The sequence below is a fragment of the Mediannikoviicoccus vaginalis genome, assembly GCF_928097925.1.
Lineage (GTDB): Bacteria > Bacillota > Clostridia > Tissierellales > Peptoniphilaceae > Mediannikoviicoccus > Mediannikoviicoccus vaginalis.
On the sequence record NZ_CAKMRI010000001.1, the window covers coordinates 1,746,601 to 1,769,740 of the forward strand.

Genomic DNA, 23,140 nt, shown 5'->3' on the forward strand with positions numbered 1-23,140 from the left:
TATTATGGATAGACAAGATTTTATCCAAGCTTCAGTAACTACTAGAGTTTATGAAAAAGACCTTCTTAATGAAAACTTCTTTGATAGAATGGCAGAATCGGAGAATCTGGAGAGTGCCATAAGACTTTTAAATGACACTTCTTACCATGAGTACTTTGCAAAGCTAGACAGACCAGAAGATTATGAAGTTGCTTTAAAAGAAGCCCTTCAAGATATTTATAGCAAATACAACAAGATGCTTAAGAAGTCAAAGGTAATTAAATTCTTGACATTAAAATATGAATATCACAATCTAAAGGTTATGCTAAAAGAAAAAATAAGCGGTATTGACTACGATAGAATGTTTATTGACGTTGGAAGCTTTGACTATGAAGAACTTAGAAAGGACTTTGAGTCAGGTGACAGAGCGAAGATAGACACTAGATACTCAGGAGTTGTAAATAGAGTTTATGATGAATATCTTGAAGATAAAGATCCTCAAAATATAGACATATATGTTGACGCAGAGTATTTTAGAAACCTGAAACAACTTGCACAAGAGATTGATTCAGAACTTTTAATGCAATATGCGGAAGACTTAATCGACTTTACAAATGTCAGAACGCTTTTAAGAGTTCAAAAACAAAATGTGGACTTACCATTCTTAGAAAAAATTATTATTCCAGGTGGAACCATAGGTGTAGAAAAATTCAAAGAAAATCTATTTAACAAAATAGACGAAAGCAGTACATTTATTAAATCTGCAAGAATTTACTACTACCTAAGGGACAGCATAAAGGAATATAACAATACACAGAGTCTATCCGCCTTTGAAAAGAGCATGGATGACTATATAGTAAGTCTTACTAAAGAAGCAAAGAAGATAAACTATGGACCAGAAGTTCCTTTTGCATATCTAATGGCAAAGGAGAACGAGATTAGAAATCTTAGAATACTATTAGTGTCTAAGCTTAATAATCTACCGAAGAATTTCATAAAAGAAAGGTTACGTGAGACATATGCATAAAGTAGCCGTAGTAGGAGATAGAGATTCTGTCTTAGGTTTCAGAGCTTTGGGAGTAAATGTTTTTACAGCATTTGAAGCGGACGAAACAAGAAGAATCGTGGACAAGTTGGCAAAGGATAACTATGGGATTATTTTTATAACCGAACAGCTTGCCAATTTGATACCAGAAACTATTGAAAGATATAATAACGCAGTTGTGCCGGCGGTTATATTAATTCCATCCAACCAAGGAACACTAGGAATTGGTATGGACAGAATTAATAAAAATGTTGAAAAAGCCGTTGGATCTAATATTTTATAAAGGAGAGCTTATATTGAAAGAAGGAAAAATAATTAAAGTATCCGGACCTTTAGTTGTTGCCGAAGGTATGGATAATGCCAATGTTTATGACGTTGTAGAAGTTTCAGAAGATAAGCTCATCGGAGAAATCATCGAGATGAGAGGCGACAAGGCCTCTATCCAAGTATATGAGGAGACTACAGGAATTGGACCTGGGGACAAGGTTGTAACAACAGGTTCACCTTTGTCAATAGAATTGGGCCCTGGCCTTATTGAACAGATGTTTGACGGTATACAAAGACCTCTTCAAGCACTACAAGATGCAGCGGGAGATTTCCTTTTAAGAGGTGTTTCTGTAAAGGCGTTGGACAGAGAAAAGAAATGGGATTTTGTTCCAAAGGTTAAAGTAGGAGACAAAGTTTCACCAGGATTTGTAATAGGTACTGTAGATGAAACTCCAATAGTAGAACACAAGATAATGGTTCCGATGGGTGTTGAAGGAACAGTTAAAGATATAAAATCAGGTTCTTTTACTGTTACAGACACAGTTTGTATAGTTGAAACAGCAAATGGTGACAAAGAACTTACAATGATGCAAAAGTGGCCAGTAAGAACAGGTCGTCCATATGTTAAGAAACTTGACCCTACAGAACCTCTTGTAACAGGACAAAGGGTTATAGATACCTTCTTCCCAGTTACAAAAGGAGGAGCTGCAGCAATACCAGGACCTTTCGGTTCAGGTAAGACAGTAGTACAACATCAGCTTGCTAAATGGGCTGACGCAGAAATAGTTGTATATGTAGGTTGTGGAGAACGTGGAAACGAGATGACCGACGTACTTGGTGAATTCCCTGAAATCATCGACCCAAAGACTGGCGAATCACTAATGAAGAGAACCGTTCTTATTGCAAACACTTCAAACATGCCGGTAGCAGCCAGAGAGGCATCTATCTACACAGGTATAACAATTTCTGAATACTTCAGAGACATGGGATACTCAGTAGCCATGATGGCGGACTCAACATCAAGATGGGCGGAAGCACTTCGTGAAATGTCCGGTAGACTTGAAGAGATGCCTGGTGACGAAGGCTACCCTGCATATTTGGCATCAAGAATTGCAGACTACTATGAAAGAGCTGGTAAAGTTATCTGTAAAGGTGAAGACGAAAGAGTTGGAGCACTTACAGTAATCGGTGCCGTATCACCTCCAGGAGGAGATATTTCAGAGCCGGTTTCACAGGCGACACTAAGAATCGTAAAGGTGTTCTGGGGACTTGACTACGCACTTTCATACAAGAGACACTTCCCAGCAATTAACTGGTTGAACTCATATTCACTATATCAACCAAAAGTTGATAAATATTTAGACGAAAACATCGACTCTGAGTTCTCAAAACTTAGAATGAAAGCAATGGCACTTCTACAAGAAGAGTCAGGACTATTGGAAATTGTAAGACTTGTTGGTAGAGATTCACTTTCTGAAACTGACCAACTTAAACTTGAAGTTACAAAGTCAATCAGAGAAGACTTCTTACAACAAAACGCCTTCCACGAAGTAGACACATATTGCTCACTAAAGAAACAACACAAGATGCTTGATTTAGTTCTTGAATTCTATGACCTAGGACTTGACGCCCTTGACAAAGGTGCATACATGTCAGAAATAGAAACAATGGACGTAAGAGAAAGAATAGCAAGAGCAAAGAACATTCACGAAGATGAATTAGATAAATTTGAAGACATTAAAAAGGAAATGGAAGAAGAATTTTCTAAACTAGTAGCTAAAGGAGGGACTATAGATGCTTAAAGAATACAAATCGGTTTCTGAAGTTGTAGGACCTCTAATGGCCATAGAAGGGGTTGAAGGAGCTAAGTTTGAAGAACTTGTAGATATTGAACTTCAAAATGGAGAAAAGAGAAGAGGTCGTGTTATAGAAATTAACGGCGACCAAGCCATGGTTCAAATCTTCGAAGGATCTTCAGGAATTAACTTAAAGGAAACCACAGTAAGATTTTTAGGAAAACCACTGGAACTAGGTGTTTCAGAAGACATGATTGGTAGAGTTTTCGACGGACTTGGAAACCCAATGGACAATGGTCCAAAACTTATTCCAGAAAAGTCCATCGACATTAACGGTACACCAATTAACCCAGTAGCAAGGGACTATCCATCTGAGTTTATCCAAACAGGTATCTCAACAATAGATGGACTTAACACACTTGTAAGGGGACAAAAGTTACCGATATTCTCTGCATCAGGTCTTCCACATAACAACGTTGCAGCGCAAATCGCAAGACAGGCAAAGGTGCTTGGTGGAAAGGACAAATTCGCCGTAGTATTTGCTGCCATGGGTATAACATTCGAAGAAGCTCAATTCTTTATTGATGACTTTACAGAAACAGGGGCAATCGACAGAGCGGTATTATTTATAAACCTTGCAAACGACCCTGCCATAGAAAGACTTGCAACACCAAAGATGGCACTTACTTGTGCAGAGTACTTGGCATTTGAAAAGGACATGCACGTTCTAGTTATACTAACAGATATGACTAACTACGCAGAAGCCCTTCGTGAAGTATCTGCAGCTAGAAAGGAAGTTCCAGGTAGAAGAGGATATCCTGGTTATCTATACACAGACCTTTCAACAATATACGAAAGAGCTGGAAGAATTAAAGGAAGAAAGGGTTCCATAACTCAAATCCCAATTCTTACCATGCCAGAAGAAGATATCACTCACCCAATCCCTGACCTTACAGGATATATTACAGAAGGACAAATCATTCTATCAAGAGATTTATACAAATCAGGTATTGAACCACCAATATTTGTAATCCCTTCACTATCACGTCTAAAGGACAAAGGTATTGGAAAGGAAAAGACAAGAGAAGACCACGCAGATACAATGAACCAAATCTATGCAGGTTATGCTTCCGGTAGAGAGGCGAGAGACCTTGCGGTTATCCTTGGTGAAACTGCCCTATCAAATGCAGATAAGGCCTTTGCAAAATTTGCGGAAGAGTTTGAAAAAGAATATGTAAATCAAGGTTATTACAACAACAGAACCATTACAGAGACACTTGACCTAGGATGGAAGCTGTTAAGAATAATACCTAGAACAGAACTTAAGAGAATTAGAGATGAATATTTAGACAAATACCTGGATGCTCAAGGGGATGATTAGATGGCAAGACTGAATGTTAACCCTACAAGAATGAAATTGTCAGAGTTAAAAACTAGACTTGAAACATCTACAAGGGGACATAAACTTTTAAAAGATAAACAAGACGAGCTTATGCGTCAGTTTATTAGCCTCATCAGAAAAAACAAACAACTTAGGGAAGAGGTAGAAGAAGAGCTAAGTAAATCATTTGGAGATTTCTTACTTGCTTCAGCCATAATGAGTCCCGAGTTTTTGGAAGAGGCAGTTTCATTTCCAAAGCAAAGTATTGCTGTTGAAATAGAAGAAAAAAATATTATGTCCGTAAATATTCCCGTAATGGAATTTAAAAAGAGCGAGTCGGAAAACTCTACGGGCATCTACCCATATGGTTATGCTCAAACTTCTGCAGAGCTTGACAGTGCCATTGACGGTCTCAATAGCATAATGGACAAGCTATTGGAACTAGCAGAAGTTGAAAAAGCATGTCAACTTATGGCAGATGAACTTGAAAAGACAAGAAGAAGAGTTAACGCCCTTGAATATAGAACAATTCCTGACTTACAGGAAACTATAAAATACATCAGATCAAAGCTTGATGAAAACGAAAGGGCAACTATAACCAGACTTATGAAGGTTAAAGATATAATCAAAGATAGATAAAGGGGTGTAATACCCCTTTTTTTATGATATTATTTAATTAATATAATAAGTAGAGGTGTGTAAATGAAAAAATTAGTATTGGTAAGACATGGACAAAGCGAATGGAATTTACAAAATAGATTCACAGGCTGGGTTGACGTGGACTTATCCGAAAAAGGATATAGTGAAGCAAAAGAATCGGGAGAGCTTTTAAAAGAAGCAGGCTTTGAATTTGACTTAGCATATACTTCCGTATTAAAAAGAGCAATTAAAACATGTAATATCATCCTTGAAGAGATAGATCAACTTTGGGTTCCAGTAAAGAAATCATGGAGACTAAACGAAAGACATTATGGTGCACTTCAAGGCCTTAACAAAGCAGAAACTGCAGAAAAATATGGCGACGAACAAGTGCATATTTGGAGAAGATCATATGATACACTTCCTCCACTACTAGACGAAAAGGACGAAGGATACCAAGGACATGACAGAAAGTATCATGACCTACCAAAGGGCACAGTACCATTTGCGGAAAATTTAAAAGTTACCCTTGAAAGAGTTATACCATATTGGGAAGACGAAATAGCACCAAAGCTACTGGACGACAAACAAATTTTAATTGCAGCCCATGGAAACTCACTTCGAGCTCTAGTAAAACATATTGAAAAAATTTCCGATGACGAGATAATGGGACTTGAAATTCCTACAGGACATCCAATGGTTCTAGAACTTGATGACGATTTAAACTTAATAAAGAGATATTATTTATAAACTACAGGGACGAAAGTCCCTTTTGTTTTATACTAAATTAAAAATAATTTTAAAATATTTATTAAAGACAGGCTATTAAGAAGCCTGTTTTGTTTGAAAAGATAGATAACAACTCGCAATATCATTGCAAAATCAAAAAGATAGAGCTATAATATATAGTATAAATAAAGAAAAAATGGGAGGTAAAATATGAAAATTAAGAAAAAAGCATTAAGCACAGGTATTGGTATAGTGGTAGGAGCTGTTGGAGGTAAAGTTTTAACTTCAAAAGTAGCTAAAAAAGCAGCTGTTGCAACAGTTCAACAAGGATTAAAAGCTAAAAAAGCCGTTGACAAGACAGTAGAAAATATTAAAGTTTCAACTGAAGACATAGTAGCAGAAGCTAAAGTTAAAAATGAAATGGAAGAAAAGATGGAAGCTGAAGCTAAAGCTAAGTTAGACATTGAAGAAGTTTCAAAAGAAGATCTTATAAACGATTTAAAAGCAGAAATAATAAGTGAAATAAAGAAAGACTTAAAAGAAGAAACAGAAGAGGAATAGGATGAAAGCATCCATAAAAGCAAGAACAATTGGAAGAACTAGATTTTTATATGAAGACTATCTAAAGGAATCCAATGTAAATAAATTAAAATACAAAATTGAAGAACTAGATGGAGTAAAATCTTGTGAAATTTCTTATATTACTAATTCTATAATTGTAAAGTACGATGAAAAATATATAGGAAGTATTGCAAGGTTTATTCTTGATTTTGAACTTAATACTCTGGATGACTTTGAGATAGATGATGCGGACTTTGTTGAGCAAGAAGAAAGGACCGTATTTCATATAGTAAGAGACGCGGCATATAAAAGAATTCTATTTGGACATATTATGCCAATGCCTCTTAGACCATTTTTTACAGTAATACGTGCAATTCCATTTATAAAAGAGGGATTAAAGGCCATAAAGGCAAGAAAATTAAATGTTGAACTACTTGATGCAACAGCTATTTCAGTTTCACTCTTAACAGGAGAATTTGGTGATGCTGCAAGCATAATGGCACTTCTATCTCTTGGGGAAGATCTTGAAGAATATACCCTAAAGAAATCTAGAGTTAACTTAAGATCTTCCCTTGCTCTCAACATAGACAAAGTATTTGTAAAAGACGGGGAAGAAAGAGTTCTAAAAGATTTAAAAGATGTAGAAATTGGAGACCTTGTTTATATATCCATGGGAAGCAAAGTTCCCGTTGATGGAGAAGTTGTAGATGGATTTGGAATGGTTAACGAAGCTTCCTTTACAGGGGAAGCCATCGCAATAGAAAAGAAACATGAGTCAACAGTTTTTGCAGGAACAGTTCTTGAAGAGGGAGAGCTCTTAGTCAAAGCAACTAAAAAATATGACGAATCCCGATTAAATCATATTATGAATTTAATTGAGGACAGCGAGAAGAATAAATCACTTTCTCAAATAAAGGCTGAGTCCATGGCAGACTCACTAGTTAAATATTCTTTTATAGGTGCAGGTTTAACATACTTATTGACAAATAATTTCATAAAAGCAAAATCATTCTTAATGGTTGACTACTCATGTGCATTAAAATTGACCATTCCAATAGCTTATATGAAAGCAACAAGTCAAGCAGGTGAAGAGCAAGTCTTAGTTAAGGGTGGGAAATATTTTGAAAGTCTAGCAAAGGCTGATACAATTATTTTTGACAAAACCGGAACTTTGACAAAGTCTGAACCTGAGGTTAAGAAAGTTATTTCCTTTGGCATTGACGAAATGGAAGCTTTAAGAATTGCAGCTTGCCTTGAAGAACATTTTCCACATTCAATAGCAAGGGCGGTTGTAAAAAAAGCCAAAGAGAAGAACTTAAAGCATGAAGAGATGCATTCTAAACCTGAATACATTATGGCCCATGGCATAAGGTCCACAATTGATGATAAAGTTGCCTTAATTGGTAGTGAACACTTCATATTAGAAGATGAAAAAATTCCAATTACATCAAAGCAGTTACAGTTGATTGATTCTTTAAAAGAAGAGTATTCGCTACTATTCATGGCATACGACAATAATTTAATGGCTGTACTATGTATTGAAGACCCACTTAGGGAAGACGCAAGACAAACCATAGACTCACTTAGAGAACTTGGCTTTGGCCATATAGCAATGCTTACAGGAGATAACGAAAACGCCGCAAGGGCAGTAAGTGAAAAACTTGGTTTAGATTATTACAAATCACAAGTTTTACCTGAAGACAAAAAAGATTATATACAAAAGATGAAAGACGAAGGCAAAAAAGTAATAATGATTGGCGATGGAGTGAACGACTCCATAGCTTTATCAACAGCTGACGTTGGAATATCCATGTCTAAGGGCGCAGACCTTGCTAAAGAGATTTCAGATGTATCAATTAAAGCTGATTCTTTGAAAGAGCTAATAGATGTAATAAAACTTTCACGACAAGTAAGTGAGAGGGTAAAAAATGATTATCGAGGAATAATTGCAATAAATTCACTCTTAATATTTCTTGGATTAGGTTCATTTATTACAAATACTCAATCAGCTCTGCTTCACAATATGTCAACCGTAGCAATTGCAAGCAAGAACATGAGACAATATAATATTTAATAATCGATAAAAGACTATGAACTACGCATAGTCTTTTTCTTTACGAAAATTTAATAATAATTAAAAAAAGCTTTAACAAAATGGGTATATCTTATACAGAGGTGAACTATGAAATACGGAATAATAGATATAGGATCAAACACAATCAGATTAAATCTTTACCTAGTAGATGAAGATAAAAATATAATTTCACTTGCAAATAAAAAATACGTGGCAGGTATTGCGTCATATGTTAATAAGGGTTACTTAACAAAAAAGGGCGCAGACAAAATTGTGGACATATTGATTAAGCTAGAAAAGCTATGTGAAACATTTGGCGTAGAAAAGGTCTATCCATTTGCAACTGCATCCATAAGAAATATAAAAAACAAAGACGAAGTGCTTGAATACGTAAGCAAAAACGCAGGCATTCATATAGACCTTGTGTCAGGGGAAGAAGAGGCCATGCTAGGCTACCTTGGAGTAAAACAGGACTACAACATAGATAATGGCTACATCATAGACATCGGCGGTGGATCAACGGAAGTTACACTTATGGAAGATGGAGAAATAAAATATTCAAACTCGCTACCAATAGGTTCACTGTCCCTACAAAAGACCTACTGCAACAAGATAATTCCAGACCACGATGAAGCAAAGAAGATGGCAAAAGAGACAAAAAAATTACTAAAGAAGTCATCCATCCCAAAGGTTAAAAACCCAGTGGCCTATGGAATAGGAGGCACCATAAGAGTTTGTGGCAATGTGTGTATGGAAGTTTTTGAGCTACCAAGCCCCATGGAACTTGACACCGACCTTCTGGACTCCCTATATAAAAAGATAATTGACGAAAAGAAAAAAGTCTTAACCAAAGTGCTACAAGTTAACCCTGCAAGAATTCATACCATCACCCCGGGAATGATTATTCTAAAAGAGTTGTTAGACTATTTAAATATAAAAACCATCTATATCAGCAAGAAGGGCGCAAGGGAAGGATATTTAACAAAAGTTTTGAAATAAGGAGGCCTTTTTATGAGTAATGAAGATAATATTTCGAAAGATAAGACGGCAATTTTTAATTATTCGAAAAATAGAGAGATTTCATGGCTTGGATTTAACCAAAGAGTCTTGAGGGAAGCCCTAGACGATGACAATCCACTATATGAAAAGTTGAAATTCATAAGTATTTTCAACAGCAACTTAGACGAGTTCTATAACGTGCGTGTAGGTTCCCTTAACGACCTTACTCTACTTAAAAATCCTCCAAATGATAACAAGACCGGCATGACACCACAGGAACAACTTAATGCCATCTACGAAAACACCAGATACCTTTTAAAAGAAAATGATGAAATCTACCACAAAGTAATGGCAGAACTTGAAAAGTACGGCATAAAATCATATAGATTTGACGAACTGGATGGGGAACAAAAATCCTTTGTAAACGATATTTATGAAGATCAGATTAAACCCATATTGGCGCCACAGATAATAGACCAATTTCATCCATTCCCATTTATAGAAAACAAAAGCATCTACATTATCTGCGAACTAAGCTACAAAGACAAATTTAGTCTTGGACTACTTCCAGTTCCATATTCACTGCCTGACTATTATTTGTTGAGCGACAAGAAATGGATTAGGACAGAGCTCATAATAAAGGAAAAAGTCGGTGAAATATTTTCCAACTACAATGTGAAAAAAGTCTATATAATGAACCTTCACAGAAATATGGACCTAAACTATGAAGACCATTTGGAAGATCAAGTGGATGACTACAAAATCCAAATGAAAAAGCTTCTTAAGAAGAGGACAAGGCTTCAAGTTGTAAGGGTAAACACCGACAGCGAACTGGATGAAAAGACAAAGAGCTTTTTAAAAGAACATCTTGATATAAAGGACTACCAATTCTTCACAAGAAGTTCACCATTTAAAATGGGTTACGTATTTGCCCTGGAACAAGGCTTAAAAACAAAATGTGACCCAAGTATCTTCTATAATTCCTTCACACCAAAAATTGGCGAGATGATTGACCCGAACAGGTCGCTATTTGAACAGATAGAAGAAAAAGATAGACTACTAATCTATCCATACGAAGACATAGGAAGCTTTTTACAACTGCTTGAAGAAGCGGCGGAAAACCCCGACGTAATTTCAATAAAAATAACCATCTACAGACTTGCAAAAAACTCAAAAGTTGTAAAGAACCTTTTAAAGGCTAGAGAAAATGGAAAAGACGTTACAGTTATGATGGAACTTCGTGCAAGATTTGATGAAGAGTCAAACATAAACTACTCACAAGTACTATATGACGAGGGATGTACAATACTTTATGGTACAGAAAATTATAAAGTCCACTCCAAAGTTTGCCTAATAACCTATAAGGACAAGGGCGGAAACATAAAGTACATTAGCCAAATAGGTACAGGAAACTACAACGAGTCCACATCAAAGCAGTACTCAGACATTTCCCTTATGACCGCAAACAAAGAAATAGGAAACGACTGTTACAACTTCTTTAACCATATTAACCTAGAAAATGTAAACAACAACTATACACATCTTCTAGCAGCACCATATTCATTAAAAGTGACACTTCTACAAAAAATAGAAGAGCAAATACAAAAAGGTAAAGACGGTAAACTATTTTTCAAATTCAACTCACTAACAGACAAAGATATTATAAGAAAACTAGAAGAAGCCTCCAGAAATAACGTTGACGTTAGACTGATAATAAGAGGAATATCATGCCTTAGACCAAGAGTTCCAGGCTACACCGACAACATCGAAATCAGAAGCATTGTAGGACGCTACCTAGAACACCCAAGAGTATACATCTTTGGCGACAACGAAGACATCTACATCGGATCAGCAGACCTTATGACTAGAAACCTAGACAGAAGAGTAGAAGTTATAGTTCCAATATATGACGAAGATATAAAGAAAAAAATTGTTGAATATATGGACATACAGTGGCAGGACAACACCAAGGCAAGAATAATGAATAGAGATGGAATTTACGAAAAAATTCCAGTAGAAGAAGGGGAAGAATTAATAAACTCCCAAGAGCGTATGATGGAACTTGCCACAGCAAGGGAGAAAAAGAATGTGGAAAAACAAAATGAAGTAAAAGAAAGTAAGGAGCTTTCATTTATGGAGAAAATAAAAAATTTTTTTAAAAAGAAATAACGACTCAAATGGGTCGTTTTTTTCGTTATTAGAAATGAAAACCCCGTACTGTCATTCGAAGCGAACGCCCCTCTTACTGTCATACGAAGTAAAAACCCCCATATTGTCATCCTGAGCGGAAGAGAATGGTATAATGAAATCATATACATCGCTAATGACAGACTAAATGATTTGCTGGCTCTTAAATTCTAGTTTTTTCAAAGAACCCGTCAAGGATCGCTTCGCTTTTCTCCTTGACAGAACCTTTAGAAAAAACTTCATAACAATTAAGAGCAAATCATTTTAATTACAAAATAGAAGGGAAAATTAAATGTCAAAATTAAAAAGAAGAACATTCTCTCAAGAATTTAAAATCAAAATAGTACAACTTAAGCTTTTAGGAAACATGAAAACATCAGAAATATGTAAAATGTATGACCTAGATAGACAAACAATCCATAGATGGGTTGATGAATATAATAAACATGCTGAAATAGGAATGTCTGGAAAAGGAGTAGTTCCAGGACGAGATCTTGAAATATATCAAAGATTAAAAGAACTTGAAATGGAGAATGAAATATTAAAAAAAGCCGAGGCATACTTTGCGAAGAAGAAGATAAGATAGTAGACTTTGCGGTGGAACATCTAACAGAATATCCAGTGCGCATAGTATGCCGAGTATTGAATATTAATGAGCAAAGATACTACTACAGAAGAAAAAACCCTAGGAAACCAAGATATACTGAAGAAGAAAAAAATCTAGTTAAAGAAATGTTCATAAAGCATAATAGAAGCTTCGGAAGAAGAATGCTTAAAGTGTGTCTACAAAGGGATAATATAGTTTTTTCAGAGAAGAAAATAAGTAACATTATGAAAGAACTAGGGCTAGTAGGTAAATATGGTAGACCTAGAATAAAGAACGTATATACATGTGAAGAAACTAGTGAAAAATACGTATCAGAAAACATATATAACGAAATGCCAGAAGAAGAACAAGATAAAGTAAATGCTTGGGCAATAGACTTTACAGAACAAAAAACAGCTGAGAAAAAGGTATATACTTGTGCAATAATAGACATAAAAAGGAAGGTGCTTGTAGGAAACAAACAATCATTTAAAATGGATGCACAGTTTGCGGTTGACACATTAGAAGAAGCGATAAGAAAGTATGGTAAGCCAGATATGATACTTTCAGATAGAGGACCACAGTTCACAAGTAAGTTGTTTCAATCAACTTTAAAAGAAAATGGGATAATTAGCAGTATGTCCAGACCATATAGACCAGTAGATAATATATTCATAGAAACATTCTTTAAGAGCATGAAAACAGAAATAGGGTCAGTGAAACATTACACTGTAGAACAATACAAGATGATAGTAGAATATTGGACTAATTATTACAATACTGAAAGACCTCATAGTTCAATAGGATATTTGACTCCGCATGAGTGTTTTTATGGGAAGCAAAGTTTTTGTCATTAATTTTAAGAGATTTATTTGAAAAAGGGGTACCATTTTCAAAAAATTTCGAAGAAATTTTGAAGTAGAAGAATTCTTGACCTAACAGAAGACGAAGTCTTCGTTGTAGGTCAAATGTCGATCTCGTTTCACTTTCTGAAAGAAAGTGTCAGAAGGCGACCTCGGTTAATAGAGGTTAGATATATGATGTTAGAAAAGATGAAAAAAAAAAGCTTTTGCTTTTTTGAGATCCTTCGAATCGCTTACGCTCCCTCAGGATGACAAGTACAACATATTTTTGCTGTAATAAATTAACCTTCTTTCCACCATTTTTTACCACATTTCATTATCCTTTCTTAGAAGTAAACTACCTCCTACTGTCATTCTGAGCGTAAATTATTTCGAAGAAAACCCCCTCATACTGTCATTCTGAGCGGAAATTTTTACGAAGTAAAAATTGTAGTCGAAGAATCTCGAGATTTTCTTTTGGAAAATCTCGCTAACCCTCGTCATGCAAATTATTTCTCTAACTTCTAACTTCCCACCACTCACCTCTTATCAAGCAACTACCCTAAGCCCAATAAAACCCATTATTGTTACAAAATTGTAACAATTATAAATATACATCCAAAATAAAATACAAACAGCTAAATCAACGGCTTTAAATAAAAATCGAAAGGACTAAAAGGTATGTATTGTATAATTATGTTATAAATATGAAAAAATGGTAAAAAAAGACAACCAAATACCAAAAAGTAGTTTACAATAGTTAACAATTGTGTAAATATAAACAAAGTAAAATTGTAATAACTTCACAATATGATATAATTACAGATAAAGATAGGTTTTCATATGAATAATAAATTTTTAATTTAAAATTAAAACTTATAGATTTATTTCCGCTAATTTGGGGCTATAAGTTTATGACTTTAAATTTTTTGTATTTGAAAACTATCTAGGAAGAAAGGTTTAATTATACTATTGAAAGCTAAGTTAGTATGCAAAAAACTACTTGCTATGTAAATGTAATATATCTTATAGCAATTATAATGTATAACTTTATAAGCGAGATGGATGCCAAACTTAACTCAACAGTAACTTAATCTACTTCCTCAATGCAAGTTTAAGAAAGTGGCTTATCTTGCTAAATATTACATTGATTTGTCTTTAATAAATCATTGTTATGTAAAACCACTGACCATACTTTATTAAAGAAGGAAATTACTTCTTTAGTAAAACCAAGACATATAATCCTATTGTCTAGAGAGGCTAAGCCTTTGTATCCATGGACCAGTCCAAACCATGGAGAGGATATGGACAAATATAATATAAGAAAGGAAAGATTATGGAAAATTATAACAAAGGTAGCTTTAAGAGAATATTATCTTGGCTACTAGTAGTTGCAATGCTAATTGGCGCAACGCCAGTAAGAGCACTTGCAGAAACTCAAAAAGCTGACTGGACAATTAACGAAGAAAAAGCAGCAGAGATGAGTTATTGGAAGTTAGCTAACAAGAACAAAATTCTTGTTGTAGCTAACGCAGAAGGTATAAAGACGCCTTCAGTAAATTATATTGGAACATATATTAATGAAGAAGGACGTACTGTAATTAGAGTATCTTTTAGAATGTTCCAAAACTTAGCTTCAGGTGTATGGAATAAAGCTTTATTTAAATTTGATAATGATTTATATAATTTAATAGACTTTAAAAATCCAAAGACTGGTATGTACAAAGGTGCAGTAAATTATGGATGGCATGATGCAGCTGGTTATAGTGAAGTTTCAATGTTTACTAATGCTGGAAGCTCATTATCAGGTTCAGTTAATGTAAAAGAACAAAATCTAGATAATAATAAAAATAAAGTCGGTGCATCTTCAAGATTAGAAATCCCTATAGATTTAGTACTACAAGAAGGTAAAACTATAGATGATATAGTAGGTCAACCTCATATACAAATGAGAATTACTAATAAAGACTATACAGAAGTATTTTGTGTGGCAGGTACAGGTAAGGCTAGTTCTGACCCTAATAATAAAGATGATTCTAATGTAGATAAAGATACACTCATAACTCCATATAACTCATATACTTTTATGACTTATATCCCTTCAGCTAATAATAATGCAAACGTAGGCACTGTAGAAGATTATAGAATTGATGTACAATTTTACTGTGCCAACTCATATGCAAAATATAATGAAGCTGGTGGGTATCTAGATGTTTTCCATAAACAATCAAAGAAAGCCTCAGGAGATTTAATTGGTGGAGAAGCTTTTGCTTTTAGACAAGTATTTAACGAGAAATTTGCCAAAGTTTTAAAACCACAAGATGAATCAGGAACAGTAGCAGAAGTATTCCCAGCATCTCAACAAGGGGATCCGTGGAGTAATGTAGAACCTATTAAGATTACACAATCTGATTTAAATACTTCAGCAAATAGTGATTTAAACCCTGGTTTTACAGGAATTCAAGTAGCTACAAATAAAGAAGGAAATATTCCACAAAAATTTGCTGGATTAAATACTGTATTTACTACTGCAAGTGCTCAAAGTTCATATCTGAACAATACTACAACTGAATTTAACTCTGGTTTACCCACTATAACTAGATACTATGTAGATTCTGAAAAATTAGCATCAGCGGGATTAAGAAAAGATGACCTAGCTGCGTTTGACTTTTATTCTACCTTTATATTAGAAGGTACTAGAAAATTTATAGAGTATTCAGCGACTAATGACACTGGTTCAGATATAGTGATTCAACCAAATACAAAATTAACTTTAACTTATGATGGTGGTAAAACGGTTGCTCCAGATTCAAATGAGGATAACTATTCTCTAACATTTGGTGAAGAGCCTTATAAAATAGAATTAAGATCAAACTTCAAACATATAGGAAAAGCAGGAAGTACTTTCGGACAATTATACGAATATACTTTAATACCAGGTATGACTATTAAAGCTGGGGAAAAAATTATATTCAGAACAATGAAATATAAAACAGCTCCTAATAATGTAACTTTAACAATACCTACTAATGATGGAGATAAAAGCATTGTTCTAAATCCTGGCGAAAATGGTCCTGAAATGAACACACCTAGAAGACTTAACTATATTACAACTTATGCAGGTGGTTCAGCTACTCAAACTGCACTAAATCCAGATATTGACGAAATCTTTACAGACTCTACTAGTATCACAGGTAGAACTAAATATAGATTAGCTAAAATTAAGATAAACCTAAATAATAAAGATTTCGAACTATCTGCTGGAAAAGATGAAAAACCAGTAAGCATTAATGGTGTAGATAAAATAGGTGAAGATGAATTAATGGGATATATCTTCACTACTGAAGGAATAGAAAAATTCACAATGCCTACTGACCTTTTAAAGGATACACCTATAGGAATTAGTAATGAAGATATACAAAAGGTTGCTATAGCAAGTAGTTATGCAATAGAAAAGGTTCAAGCTAAAGTAACGTTTGATTTAAATGGTGGTAAATTACCAACTACTACAAAATCATTTGAAGGATTTGACACTGAACAGAAATCTGGAACTGAGTTTGCTTATAAATTAGAAAGAGCGAATGAAACAGATTCTGTAGTAAGAATTGCACCAATGAATGAGAAATATCTCTATATAGTAAAAAGCGATCTTGATGGATTTAAAAAAGAGTTATCAACAGAAAAGAACCCTGATTATGTCCCAAATGGATTCGAAGGTGAAAATGTAAGTTTAAAGGACCACAATGATGATGATTTAGTTGGCGATGCTTTAGAACTTAGAAAAATAGTAAAAGAAAAGCCAGAGCTAGCAGAGAGAAGCTTCCTAGGATGGACAACTCAAAAATTAGAAGGTACTCCTGAAGAAGTAAGTACTGCATTCAAAGCACTTCAAGAAGCTACAACTGCTGATCAAGTAAACAGTAAAGAAAACTTCAAGTTCGTAGCAACATCACCAATTACTGAGGCAACTACAGTATACGCGGCATATGGCCCGGAAGAAAAAGACGCGGATAAATATGACGTAAAATACGAAGAAGAAACAGGAAAAGTTGGAGAAAAAGTAACAGTAACACCAACTGTTATAGATAAGGACGGAAAAGCTACAAAAGTACCAGAAGGAACAAAATACACATTAGGTAAAGATGCTCCAGAAGGTGTAAAAATTAGTGATAAAACTGGAGAAGTAACTTACACACCAAGCAAAAAAGACGCTGGTAAGCCTGTAGAAATTCCAGTAGTAGTAAATTATAAAGACGGTTCAAAAGATGAAGTAACAGCAAAAGTTAATGTAGCAAAAGCACAAGAAGAAAGTTCAAAACCTACAGCTAAAACTATCGAAACTGTAGTTGGAGAAGTTCCAGATGCTAAAGATGGAATAGAAAATCTAGATAAACTTACTAACGTATCAAAAGTTGTATGGTATGAAAATCCAGACGTAAGTAAGGTTACAGAAGAAGGTATACCTACAAAAGGTACAGCTATGGTTATTTATGAAAATGGAACATTTGACAAGGTAGAAGTTCCAGTAACAGTTGTTGCACAAAAAGACACAACAGCACCAAAGATTGATAAAATTGGTGACCAAACTGTAGTAGAAAAGAAACCAATCAAAGAAATCGAAGTTAAGACAGATGACCCAGATGCTGAAATTACAGTAGAAGGACTTCCAAATGGAGTAACTTACGATAAAGATTCTAAGAAGATTACAGGTAGTCCAGACATCACAGATTGGAATGATGCTGACAAAGAAAACCCAGAAGAAGTCAGAGAAGTTACAGTAACAGTAACAGCAAAAGACGAAGCTGGAAATGAATCAAAAGAAACATTTACAATCACAGTTCAAAGAGATACAGACGGTGACGGTACACCAGATATCTACGACAAGGACGATGATGGTGATGGAGTATCAGATGAAGATGAAAAGAAAGCTGGAACAGATCCAAAAGATAAAGACTCTAAACCAGAGGAAAAAACAACAGTAGATGACTCAAACAAGAGACCAGTAGAACCAAATGGTAAAGACCAAGGTACAGGCGTTAAGGTAGAAAACAAAGACGACGATACTAAGGTAACTGCAAAAGATAAGAACGAAAAAGACGTACCAGCAAAAATTGATCCTGATACTGGTGAAATCATTGTAACTCCAGGCGAAGATACTGAAGGACCAATCGATGTAACAGTAACAGATCCAGACCTACCAAATGGCAAAACTGACGTTGAAATCGAAGTTAAAAAACCAGAAGACAAAGACACCTATGTTACAGGAAAAGCTACACCAGTAGATCCAACTGATGAAGAACAAGGTACTGGCTATGTAGTTAAAAACCCAGACAAAGATACAAAAGTATCTGCAAAAGACGAAGACGGTAATGATATACCAGTTAGAATCGACGAAAATGGAAACATCCTAGTAACACCAGGTAAAAATGTAGATGGACCAATAAAGGTAACAGTAGAAGATCCAGACCTACCAGACGGTTCAATCACAGTAGAAGTACCAGTAAACGGTCACGAAGCTGGCAAAGACGACAACAATTCAGATACAAAAGTTGATGAAACAGGTAAAAAACCAGTAGACCCAACAAATGATCCTCAAGATACTGGCGTTAAGGTAGAAAACAAAGACGACGATACAAAGATATCTGCTAAAGATGAAGACGGTAAGGATGTACCAGTTGAAATCGATGAAGATGGAAAAGTAATCGTAACACCAGGTGAAGACGTAGATGGACCTATCACAGTAACAGTAGAAGACAAAGACCTACCAGATGGAAAAGTTGACGTTGAAGTTGAAGTAAATGGTCACGAAAAAGGTAAAGACGACAACAACTCTGATAAAGTTTGTCTAACCCCACAAGGTTTAAGAGAAAAAGTTAAACCTGAAATTGAAGCTATGTTCGAAGGAATTAAGGGCAAAGACAAAGTATACGAAGGTACACTTGATTCTAAGAATGAAGAAGTTGTTGTAAAGATTCTTGACAAAACTCAAAGTGCTAAAGACTTAAGAGGAACTGGACTTGCAACAGGTCTAGAAAAATTATTCAAAGAACACAACCTAGTTAAAATTAAAGTTGGAAGCCAAGAAGAAAAAGACTTAAGACAACTTGCATTAGCTCAACCGACTTCAGGCATGACACTTCAACAGCTATTTGCATTAAACTTTGGTGCAGATGTAATGAATGAAGTTCAAAAAACTGGAGACAAGACAGGTAAACTAGCTGACTTTATAGATAAAGAAGTTAAACTAGTACTTTCATTCCAACAAGAAGGTTGTTCAGAATTTACAAGCTTAACTTACACAATTAAGGGTGTAAATGGAGCTAAAACAACAGTTGATAATTCAAATGTAACACCAGTAGATCCAACCAAGGATCCTCAAGATACAGGTATTAAGGTAGAAAACAAAGACGACGATACAAAAGTATCTGCAAAAGATGAAGACGGTAACGATGTACCAGTTGAAATCGATGAAGATGGTAAAGTAGTTGTAACACCAGGAACAGATGTAGATGGACCTATAACAGTAGTTATTGAAGATCCAGACATTCCAGATGGTAAAGTTGAAGTTGAAGTACCAGTAAATGGTCACGAAAAAGGTAAAGACGACAACGGATCTGACAAAGATACAACAGCACCAAAGATTGATAAAATTGGTAACCAAACTGTAGTAGAAAAACAACCAATCAAAGAAATCGAAGTTAAGACAGATGACCCAGATGCTGTAATAACAGTAGAAGGTCTACCAAACGGTGTAACATACGATGAAGAAACTGGAAAGATTACAGGTAGCCCAGATATCAAAGATTGGAATGACACAGACAAAGAAAATCCAGAAGAAGTCAGAGAAGTTACAGTAACAGTAACAGCAAAAGACGAAGCTGGAAACGAGTCAACTGAAGAATTCACAATCACTGTTCAAAGAGATACAGACGGTGACGGAACACCAGATATCTACGACAAGGACGATGATGGTGATGGAGTATCAGATGAAGATGAAAAGAAAGCTGGAACAGATCCAAAGAATAAAGATGATAAACCAGCTGACAAAGATACAACAGCACCAAAGATTGATAGAATTGGTGACCAAACTGTAGTAGAAAAGAAACCAATCAAAGAAATCGAAGTTAAGACAGATGACCCAGATGCTGAAATTACAGTAGAAGGACTTCCAAATGGAGTAACTTACGATAAAGATTCTAAGAAGATTACAGGTAGTCCAGACATCACAGATTGGAATGATGCTGACAAAGAAAACCCAGAAGAAGTCAGAGAAGTTACAGTAACAGTAACAGCAAAAGACGAAGCTGGAAATGAATCAAAAGAAACATTTACAATCACAGTTCAAAGAGATACAGACGGTGACGGTACACCAGATATCTACGACAAGGACGATGATGGTGATGGAGTATCAGATGAAGATGAAAAGAAAGCTGGAACAGATCCAAAAGATAAAGACTCTAAACCAGAGGAAAAAACAACAGTAGATGACTCAAACAAGAGACCAGTAGAACCAAATGGTAAAGACCAAGGTACAGGCGTTAAGGTAGAAAACCCAGACGACGATACTAAGGTAACTGCAAAAGATAAGGATGGAAACGACGTACCAGCAAAAATTGATCCTGATACAGGTGAAATCATCGTAACTCCAGGCGAAGATACTGAAGGACCAATCAAAGTTGTTGTAGAAGACCCAGACTTACCAGATGGTAAAACTGAAGTTGAAATCGAAGTTAAAAAACCGGAAGACAAAGACACCTACGTTACAGGAAAAGCTACACCAGTAGATCCAACAAATGAAGAACAAGGTACTGGCTATGTAGTTAAAAACCCAGACAAAGATACAAAAGTATCTGCAAAAGACGAAGACGGTAATGATATACCAGTTAGAATCGACGAAAATGGAAATATCCTAGTAAAACCAGGTGAAAACGTAGATGGACCAATAAAGGTAACTGTAGAAGATCCAGACCTACCAGACGGTTCAATCACAGTAGAAGTACCAGTAAACGGTCACGAAGCTGGCAAAGATGACAATAACTCTGACACAAGTGTTGATGTATCAGGTAAAAAACCAGTAGACCCAACAGATGAAAAGCAAGGTACAGGTGTAATCGTTAATAATCCAGACAAAGATACAAAAGTAACTGCCAAGGATGAAGACGGTAAGGACGTACCAGCAGTAATCAATCCAGACACTGGTGAAATTGAAGTAACACCAGGAAAAGATGTAGATGGACCTATCGATGTAACAATCACAGATCCAGATCTACCAGGCGGAAAAGTTGAAGTTGAAATCGAAGTTAATGGACACAAGAAAAACCAAGATGACAACGGATCTGACAAGAAACCAGACATACCAACTCCAACTCCAAATCCAAATCCAAAACCGGATCCAAAACCATCAGAAGACTCTCCAAGCAGAGAAACTGATAGAACTAAGGGTAAGGACAGAGTTGAAACAGCTATTGAAATTTCTAAGAAATACTTTGGACAAGCAGACACAGTAATAGTAGTAGATAGTAAAGATTTCCCTGACGCAATGACTGCATCAGTATTATCTAAGCTATTAAAGGCACCTATCCTACTAACAAATACTCATAAGCTTGACCCTAGAGTAGCTGCGGAAATTCAAAGACTTGGAGCAAGAGACGTAATAATCGTAGGTGGAAACTCATCAGTATCAGAAGCAGTTAAGAAAGAATTAGCTAAATTTGATAAAGACAATGTAGAAAGAATCTACGGTAAAGACAGATACGAAACTTCAGCACAAGTTGCAAGAAGAGTAGTTCAAATCACAGGAAAAACTGGACACGCAGTAGTAGCATCAGGACAAGTATTTGCCGACGCACTAGCAGTAGCACCTTACGCATCAAGAGAAGGCTATCCAATACTACTAGTAAAAGCAAATAACTTACCAAAATCAGTTAAAGATGTTATGACAGAACTAGCTATAAACAAAGTAACAATAGCAGGTGGATATTCAACAGTTAACAAATCTCTAGAAGCTTCACTACCAACAGTAGTAGAAAGACTAAGAGGAGACTCAAGATACGAAACAGCTATTGCTATAGCAGACAAGAAATTCAGCGGTTCAAAAGAAACATTCTTAGCAAATGGAGAAGAGTGGATGGATGCACTAGTAATAGGACCAGTAGGCGGAATGTTAAATATGCCAATCCTATTAACAGGAGCAAACAGCGCACCAAAATCACTAAAAGACTATATCGCTAAATCAAATATCGAAAAGATAACTGCAATTGGTGGTAGAAGTATGGTAAGTGATAGGGTTCTAAACGAGCTAAGTAAATAGGAATAAGAAAAAAGAGCTTGAGGGAAACCTCAAATCTCTTTTTTTGAATTTTTTGAAAAATTCAAACTTAAAATTTTGTTTTTGTAGGCTTTATCAAACCATTTTTTAGTTCTAGTATATTTTATCGTTTTATTCTACAAGGGGAAAAAGGCACCGTTTCGTACGGTTCCTATCCCCCTTAAAAACCCCCTTTACCTCCCAACGACTTGGGGCCAGCCCCAAGACCCCGTTTGGAAAAATGTATGAAAGCTAAGGCTTTCCTTACTGTGCCTTCGGCACTATAGTTTGAAGTAAACATACCCTACTATGTCATCCTGAGGGAGCGCAAGCGATTCGAAGGATTCTTGACCTAACAGAAGACGTAGTCTTCGTTGTAGGTCAAATGTCGATCTCGTTTCACTTTCTGAAAGAAAGTGTCAGAAGGCGACCTAGCATTTAACTTGACAAAAGCGTTCCTTTAAAGGATTTTTATTTAGGAGAAATTAATGTATGAATATTGTAAAGGAGTAATTGACAATTTACAAAGCTATAATATATAATGTAAAAACGAATTGAAAACAATAGTTTTGCGGGTGATGCATTTATGCGTCACTCGATTTTTTTATGCAGATTTTAAAAGATTGGTAAGTGACTGATGAGAAGTGAGAAGTTGGAAGGTTGGAAGATTAAAGTGAGATGAGAAATGAGAAGTTAGAGTAATGGTTAGCACGCAATTATAATGATGTTGTATTGACAATGCACGAAC

Annotated in this window: 13 protein-coding genes; all 13 read left to right on the top strand. The window is 35.4% G+C overall.

The window, feature by feature from the left end:
* Nucleotides 1-4 precede the first annotated feature (4 nt).
* The 13 genes from L6651_RS08280 (at nucleotide 5) to L6651_RS08340 (ending at nucleotide 22,395) form a co-directional block, all read left to right on the top strand.
* Nucleotides 5-1,006, top strand: coding sequence for a V-type ATP synthase subunit C (locus tag L6651_RS08280; protein ID WP_237037459.1), 1,002 nt, complete (start codon nucleotides 5-7; stop codon nucleotides 1,004-1,006).
* A complete protein-coding gene (locus L6651_RS08285) occupies nucleotides 999-1,307 on the top strand; it encodes a V-type ATP synthase subunit F (protein WP_237037460.1) in 309 nt (102 codons plus the stop codon). Before L6651_RS08280 ends, L6651_RS08285 begins: the two co-directional genes overlap by 8 nt.
* A gap of 13 nt (nucleotides 1,308-1,320) precedes the next feature.
* Nucleotides 1,321-3,093, top strand: coding sequence for a V-type ATP synthase subunit A (locus tag L6651_RS08290; protein ID WP_237037461.1), 1,773 nt, complete (start codon nucleotides 1,321-1,323; stop codon nucleotides 3,091-3,093).
* Entirely contained in the window at nucleotides 3,086-4,468 is a 1,383-nt protein-coding gene (locus L6651_RS08295; RefSeq protein ID WP_237037462.1) for a V-type ATP synthase subunit B, read from the top strand. The genes L6651_RS08290 and L6651_RS08295 overlap by 8 nt, the downstream gene beginning before the upstream one ends.
* Entirely contained in the window at nucleotides 4,469-5,107 is a 639-nt protein-coding gene (locus L6651_RS08300) for a V-type ATP synthase subunit D (RefSeq protein WP_237037463.1), read from the top strand.
* 63 nt (nucleotides 5,108-5,170) lie between these two features.
* Nucleotides 5,171-5,857 carry a 2,3-diphosphoglycerate-dependent phosphoglycerate mutase gene (gpmA, locus tag L6651_RS08305; RefSeq protein ID WP_237037464.1) on the top strand — a complete coding sequence of 229 codons (687 nt, stop codon included), beginning with the start codon at nucleotides 5,171-5,173 and terminating at the stop codon, nucleotides 5,855-5,857.
* A gap of 189 nt (nucleotides 5,858-6,046) precedes the next feature.
* A complete protein-coding gene (locus L6651_RS08310; RefSeq protein WP_237037465.1) occupies nucleotides 6,047-6,397 on the top strand; it encodes a DUF6110 family protein in 351 nt (116 codons plus the stop codon).
* 1 nt (nucleotide 6,398) lies between these two features.
* A complete protein-coding gene (locus tag L6651_RS08315) occupies nucleotides 6,399-8,471 on the top strand; it encodes a heavy metal translocating P-type ATPase (RefSeq protein WP_237037466.1) in 2,073 nt (690 codons plus the stop codon).
* 108 nt (nucleotides 8,472-8,579) lie between these two features.
* A complete protein-coding gene (locus L6651_RS08320; RefSeq protein WP_237037467.1) occupies nucleotides 8,580-9,470 on the top strand; it encodes a Ppx/GppA phosphatase family protein in 891 nt (296 codons plus the stop codon).
* Nucleotides 9,471-9,482: 12 nt separating this feature from the next.
* Nucleotides 9,483-11,639 (top strand): polyphosphate kinase 1, encoded by a 2,157-nt coding sequence (gene ppk1 / locus L6651_RS08325; RefSeq protein WP_237037468.1) that lies wholly within the window; start codon nucleotides 9,483-9,485, stop codon nucleotides 11,637-11,639.
* Nucleotides 11,640-11,949: 310 nt separating this feature from the next.
* Entirely contained in the window at nucleotides 11,950-12,243 is a 294-nt protein-coding gene (locus L6651_RS08330) for a transposase (protein WP_237036857.1), read from the top strand.
* Between the two features lie 11 nt (nucleotides 12,244-12,254).
* Nucleotides 12,255-13,100, top strand: coding sequence for an IS3 family transposase (locus L6651_RS08335; RefSeq protein WP_237036856.1), 846 nt, complete (start codon nucleotides 12,255-12,257; stop codon nucleotides 13,098-13,100).
* Between the two features lie 1,321 nt (nucleotides 13,101-14,421).
* Nucleotides 14,422-22,395: a cell wall-binding repeat-containing protein gene (locus tag L6651_RS08340; RefSeq protein WP_237037469.1), complete on the top strand. Its 7,974-nt coding sequence runs from the start codon at nucleotides 14,422-14,424 to the stop codon at nucleotides 22,393-22,395.
* Nucleotides 22,396-23,140: the final 745 nt, after the last annotated feature.